The 6052-nt window shown below is 58.8% G+C and carries 3 protein-coding genes; 1 reads left to right on the top strand and 2 read right to left on the bottom strand.

Translation table 11 applies throughout. The features are described 5' to 3' along the window. Nucleotides 1–163 precede the first annotated feature (163 nt). Nucleotides 164–1741 (bottom strand): hypothetical protein, encoded by a 1578-nt coding sequence (locus ACFFAR_RS01755; protein ID WP_375507446.1) that lies wholly within the window; start codon nucleotides 1739–1741, stop codon nucleotides 164–166. A 750-nt stretch (nucleotides 1742–2491) separates the two neighbouring features. On the opposite strand from ACFFAR_RS01755, the gene ACFFAR_RS01750 reads away from it, so the two are divergent. Then, nucleotides 2492–4405 carry a diguanylate cyclase domain-containing protein gene (locus ACFFAR_RS01750; RefSeq protein WP_174362176.1) on the top strand — a complete coding sequence of 638 codons (1914 nt, stop codon included), beginning with the start codon at nucleotides 2492–2494 and terminating at the stop codon, nucleotides 4403–4405. 14 nt (nucleotides 4406–4419) lie between these two features. On the opposite strand, the gene ACFFAR_RS01745 is transcribed toward ACFFAR_RS01750, so the two are convergent. Continuing rightward, complete coding sequence (locus tag ACFFAR_RS01745; protein WP_174362175.1) at nucleotides 4420–6039, bottom strand: tetratricopeptide repeat protein; 1620 nt, start codon at nucleotides 6037–6039, stop codon at nucleotides 4420–4422. Nucleotides 6040–6052 lie beyond the last annotated feature (13 nt).

Raw genomic sequence — 6052 nt, 5'->3', positions numbered from 1 at the left:
GCCGGAATTCCGCTCGGGCCGGAACACGTCCGTTCTTCAGGTGATTGTGCTTTGTCGCGTCAATGCGATATGTGGCCGGCCAAACGGAAATGCACAAACGGGTCGCGCTCCCTGCTGCCGAAGCAGGGAACGCGACCCGGCAGTCGTGCTTCAGAAACAACGTTCAAACGTCGGCGTTGGCCGCGATGAAAGTTGCAAAGGCCGCGTAGGGGAGAATCGACTTCACGCCGGCCGTAACGATCCCGAAGGTGTTGTTGCCGCTGTCGAGCACGTAATACATCGTCGATTGAATATTGTGGGTTTTCCGCGCCTGATACAGGTTCGTCAACTGGGTTGTGATGTAGGTCGCACGGTAAGCCTGCGTTTGCTCAGGACCCGTATTCCACTCGGTGATCATGAACGGCACACCGTACCGGGCCTTGCAGTACGTCGGCAAGTCGAAGCCCGGGCCCGCGCCGTCCGTGCCGATGTTGAAGATGTCACCGTACACCTCGTAGTTGTGCCACGTCGTGATGTCCCAGCGCACGATCGGATGTCCCGTGGTTCCGTCAGGTTGCGAGCCTTCCCACAAGGCGTCTGCGGCGCCGATGTCGGAGGCGCAAAAATTGATGCCGCACTTGGCGTTCGGCTGAACCGACCTCACGCCATCGAGCATACCTCGCATCACACCTCGCATGGCCGGCCAGTTCGCATTGTTGAAGTCGGCCGCCGTATTACCCGCCTGATTGAAGTCCAGAATGGTCGAATTCTGGCGGGTCAGCTCGTTCCCGCATTCGTACATGGTCACACCGTACTGTTTCAGCCTGTTCGCAACGGTCGATCCAACCATGTACGCCTGGTTGTAAGCGACGCTCTCGCCGCTCAGCACGTTCCCGGATGCGTCGGTCATTCCCTGGTTGATCAGCACGAAAAGCGTCATGCCGGCCGACTGGAAAGCTTGTGCAAGGGCCGACACCGCGTTGAGCTGCGTGGGGTCGTCGCTGACGCCGACACGGTAGGTCGACATGCCCAAACCCTTCAGCATCGTTACAACTTGCTCAGGGCTATAGGTGTAGTCGAAGTGCCCGTTGATACCGTAGAAATTTCCGGCAACCGGCGCGGTCGCGATGCGAGGGTCGGTGGCATGCAGCCAGCCTGCGGCGCCCACGTCGGCCCAGACGTAGAACTGCCCGCTCGTGTTCTGATGCCACATATTGCCGCCGTACCAGAGCAGCAAGGCGACGCCATAGTTGATGCCGGCCACCACGCCGTCGCGGTAAATCACGCCGTTCGTGACTGTCCACTGTCTGCCGACTGCGTCGTTGATATACGTGCCGGTCGGGATGGTCGTACCGTTGGGCGAGGTGCCTCTCGCAGAGCGCGGATCAAGACAAGCGGACCAGCCCGAACCTGACCACGCATAGAACTTTCCGGAAGAATTCTCGTGATAGATGGTGTTGCTGAACCACAGTACCAGCGATACGTTGTAGTTGACGCCGGCGACCGCGCCATTCTTGTACACCACGCCGCCGGACAGCGTCCAGACGGCACCGTTGCTGTCGGTCAAGGAGGCCGCCGGAGGTATTGTCGCTCCATTAGTCGATGCCCCCCCGATGGCCGCGTTCTGCAATGCCTGGACATTCGCTGCAGCGCTCACAGCGGCGCCGGTACTGCTTGCGCCCGAGCCGCCACCGCATGCGGCCAACAAATAGCTGCTACTGAAGGCCGCAAGGCCACCAAGAAATTGACGTCGTTTCAACATGGCGAGTTTTCCCCTGCCGGGCGAAGTCCGGCATAAAAAAGTTTGGTCAGTTTTTGTGCAATGCGAACGAGAAAGGCCGCCGATGAACGGCCCTTGCTAGGTTTACTTTGTGATCCTAATTTCTTGAGGAGGTCATTCCTTCATGAAGGTTTGTTTAGGATATCTAATGCACGCAATTGAATTAACGGTAGGAAAACATGAAACTTGAACCGTTTATTCAGTTCGGTACGACGTTTTCGCGTCCGAAGCAAACGTTTGGCTAATCGGTGCCAGAACGCGACGGTTAAACATGTCGCCGTGACGGATCAAAAATACCAAAGGACCCCGACGTAAAGCTCCCTGATTCAACATTTCCAAAACGGTAAAAGATACATACCCACTTTAGTATGAGTAAATGATACGCGAGCCAGATGAAAATCAAATACATTTGGTTACATCAGATGAAAAAAGCCAGAATTTTTCGGAAATTGGCCGTTTGCAGCGACGCGCTGATCTGCCGTTCTCATCAGAGGAATGTTTATATCGCAAATCTGTGCATATCGAATTGTTGTTTCGGGCAGGACACTTACCGTGGAACGCTTTTCGACAATCGAGTGCACAGGAGAAATATTGCCTCCATGTCCAGCCGGTAAATTTTTCGTTATCAGAACGGAAAAGTTGGAGATTTAAATTGGGGCATGACTAAAGTTGTGGCCTCAGGAGTCGATACTACGAATTAACTGATAACCAGCTTCCACCACTAAAAGGTATATGTCGAAAGCGCCTGTGCCCGCAAACGAAGCAGCTCGACTACGCCTCTTACAAGGGCTGGACGTCCTCGATACACCCGCTGACGAAGCCTTTGACCGCATCACCCGGATCGCTGCCGAGATGCTGCAGGTGCCGATCGCCCTGATCTCCCTGGTCGATGAATACCGTCAGTGGTTTAAATCGCGAGTAGGCCTCGACGTTTGCGAAACCAGCCGCGACCTCGCCTTTTGCGCGCATGCGCTGGATATCGACAAGATCCTGCTGGTGGAGGATGCGCTCGAAGATGCCCGCTTTGCAGACAACCCGCTGGTCACTGGCGCACCGTTCATCCGCTTTTATGCGGGCATTCCGCTGCGTTCCGCGGAAGGTCTCGTGCTCGGCACGCTATGCGTGATCGATACAAAACCCCGCACGCTCAGCGGCTCCGCCATCAGCGCGTTGCACGACCTGGCGCGCACCGTTGAAAGAGAATTGCTGCACAAGGAAACCGCGCGGGTTGGCCGGGCCGTGCAGGAATTCGACCGCCGTAATCTCGCGCTGAGCGCATCTCGCTTCGAGACCATTTTCAGGCAGACGCCAACCGGAAAGGCCATCGTCGATCTGAGCGGCCGGTTTATCGATGTCAATTCAAAACTTTGCGAAATTACCGGCTATAGCGCCGAACAGCTCCTCAGCCTGACATTCCCGGAAATTACGGTGGAAGCCGATCTTGCGATGGATCTCCAACTCGTCGCCGATCTGCTGTTCGGCCGAAGGAAGACCTATTCGCTGGAAAAGCGCTACAGGCGACGAGACGGCACGATCGTCTGGGTCGATCTGAGCGTGGCGCTCGTACGCGATGAAACCGGTCAGCCGCTGCACTTCATCAGCGTCATCCAGGACATCTCAGCGCGCAAGGACAGCGAGAAGTTCCTGCGCGACTATCAGCACGAGCTCGAGCAGCGCGTCACCGAACGCACGGCCGAATTGACGCAGAGCCGGGAAACGCTGCAGACCATCACCAATAACCTGCCGATTCTTATCGGCCATGTAGACGCGAACCTGCGCTACCAGTTCAACAACGACGTGTATCGCGATGTCTTCGGCGTGGAGCCGGGCAGCCTGCGCGGGAAATCGCTCGAGGAGACACTGGGTTCTTCACTTTTCGAGGAGCTTCGTCCGTACTTCGAACGCGCCCTGGCGGGCGAGCGGGTCACGTACGACAATGTCCGCTATTGGCCGCAGCATGAGCGCATCTGGAGTGCGACCTACATTCCCGATATTCGCGGCGACAAGGTCGCGGGCTTTTACATCATGAGCCAGGACATCACCGACCGGAAGCTCGCGGAAAACGTGCTCTTGGCCAAGGCCATGCTTGACCCGTTGACCGGCCTGCCGAATCGCCGGGCATTGCATGAAGAACTGGCCCGAGCAGTCGAACACGGCAAGCGCGAAGCCGTCCCGTTCGCGTTGTTCTTTCTCGATCTCGACGGGTTCAAGACCGTCAACGATACCTACGGGCACGACGCCGGTGATGCATTGCTGATCGAAGTGGGCAAGCGATTGAAGAAAGTCGTTCGCCAGAACGATGTTGTCAGCCGCCTCGCCGGCGACGAATTCATCATCCTGAGCCAGGGAATCGCTACAGCGAATGCGTGCAGCCGGGTTGCGCAGGACATCTGCCGCACCTTGACGCGTCCGTTTGTCCTGCCGGGCGTCACCGTCGACATCAGTACGAGCGTAGGCATCACGATGTGCACCGACGCCCGCCAGGCATCCGCCGATGAACTCATCAGCAGCGCGGACGGCGCGATGTATGAAGCCAAGCGAAAAGGCCGCAACGGCTTCCGGTTTGCACGGGACCCGCATATCCGGATCGAACAGATGGGCGAAGACCCGGTACCGTTGCCGGCGAAAATCGCGCAGGCCGTTTGAAGAGGAACCTGGTGTCAGTCCGGAACGGACGCGGCCCCCACGAACGCGGCTAAGGACGGAACGATCCGTTCGATCACACGAGCCCATCCGCGATCCCCGCTTCTTTGCCTGAAGAGGCGCACGTTCTGCGGATACCACGGCGAATCATCGCGGTCATTCATCCAGCGCCAGTCCACATCGCGAGCGGGCAGCAAGACCCAGCACGGCTTGCCCAGCGAAGCCGCAAGGTGTGCAATCGACGTATCCACGCAGATCACAAGATCAAGCTCGGCAATGACCGCAGCGCTGTCCGCGAGATCCGTCACCGCCGAGCCGAGATGCAGCAGCGGCTGATTCTCCGGCGCGTGGGCCGCCTCCTCTTCGCCCTGTCCTTTTTGCAGACTCACGAAACGGGCGCCGGGCACGGACCAGAGGGGCGCAAGCGTCGCCACGGAAGGCAGGGACCGGTTTGCGTCGTTGTGATGCTTCGGGTTGCCTTTCCATACAAGCCCGATCCTGACGGCACCGCGCAGTGCGGCGATTGGAGGGCGCCATTGATCGATAAGCGCTTGATCCGGACGCAAACGCAACGGCTCAGGAATGCTCTCGACTGTAGTCCTGAAATGCAGCGGCGCGCTCACAAGACTGGTCCAGTAATCGAACGATGCGGATTGCGCCTGTGCCGTGGCGTGATCCAGCACCGCGTCGACACCACTGCCATTTGCAAGTAGCCGATGCAACGCGTTCACGCACCCAAGCGCGACGTGCCGCGCGCCTGCTGCTTTGAGCATCGGCAGGTACCGGGCGAACTGAACCATGTCGCCGAGGCCGTCTTCCTGCCAGACCAGCAACGACTTGCCGGCGAGCGGCTCGCCTTGCCATTGCTGACAGCCAAGCATCGTCTTCGACTGACCATGAACAAACAGCGGGTAATCGTAACGCGATTCGTAGCGTTCCCAGCCTTCGTCGAAGCGCCCCATGCTCATCAGCAGCGTCGAGAGACCGAGTGACGCGTCCCGATAGCCGGGACGCAGCACGAGCGCCCGACGGTAAGCCGATTCGGACTCGTCCAGACGCCGGACCTGACGCATCAGACTGGCGAGGTTATAGTGCGCTTCCGCAAGGTCAGGGTTGAGGCACAACGCGATCCGGATGTGCGATTCGGCTTCTGAAAAGCGATCGAGCACCTCAAGCAGGTTGCCCAGATTGTTGTGCGCTTCTGCGGCGGCCGGCATGATCCGCAGCACGTGCCGATATTCGGCCTCGGCGTCCCCAAAGCGATGTTCCCGGAACAGTATGCTGGCAAGGTGGAAACGCGCCTCCGCTGTGTCGGGGCTTTTTGCCAGCACCTCGCGAAACAGCGTTTCCGCTTCGGCGACGCGGCCGAGTCCCTTCAACATCACACCCAGGTTTTGATACGCGCCGGTCACGTCAGGCGCGATCTCGATCGATACTCGCCAGTATTTTTCCGCGTCGAGTGTCCGGCCCAGGCCGAGCGAACAGAACGCCGCGATGTCCAGTGCCAGCACGCGATCGGCACCTGCGTCGCAAGAGTCGAGCAGGGGTTGCACGAGCGCCAGCGCATCGGCAAAGCGGCCGCTCTGCCGATGCGCGTCTGCCTGAAGCACAACGCCATGCGGCGCGGTTGCGGTCATGTCTGCCATTGAA

The organism is uncultured Caballeronia sp., assembly GCF_964243625.1.
Classification (GTDB): Bacteria; Pseudomonadota; Gammaproteobacteria; order Burkholderiales; family Burkholderiaceae; genus Caballeronia.
Note: the sequence above shows the minus strand (reverse complement) of the source record. Positions and strands in the feature narration are given on the sequence as shown.

Bases quoted from the DNA above. Each gene is read 5' to 3' on its own strand.
- ACFFAR_RS01755 (WP_375507446.1), bottom strand. From the start codon at position 1,741: ATGTTGAAACGACGTCAATTTCTTGGTGGCCTTGCGGCCTTCAGTAGC.
- ACFFAR_RS01750 (WP_174362176.1), top strand. From the start codon at position 2,492: ATGTCGAAAGCGCCTGTGCCCGCAAACGAAGCAGCTCGACTACGCCTC.
- ACFFAR_RS01745 (WP_174362175.1), bottom strand. From the start codon at position 6,039: ATGACCGCAACCGCGCCGCATGGCGTTGTGCTTCAGGCAGACGCGCAT.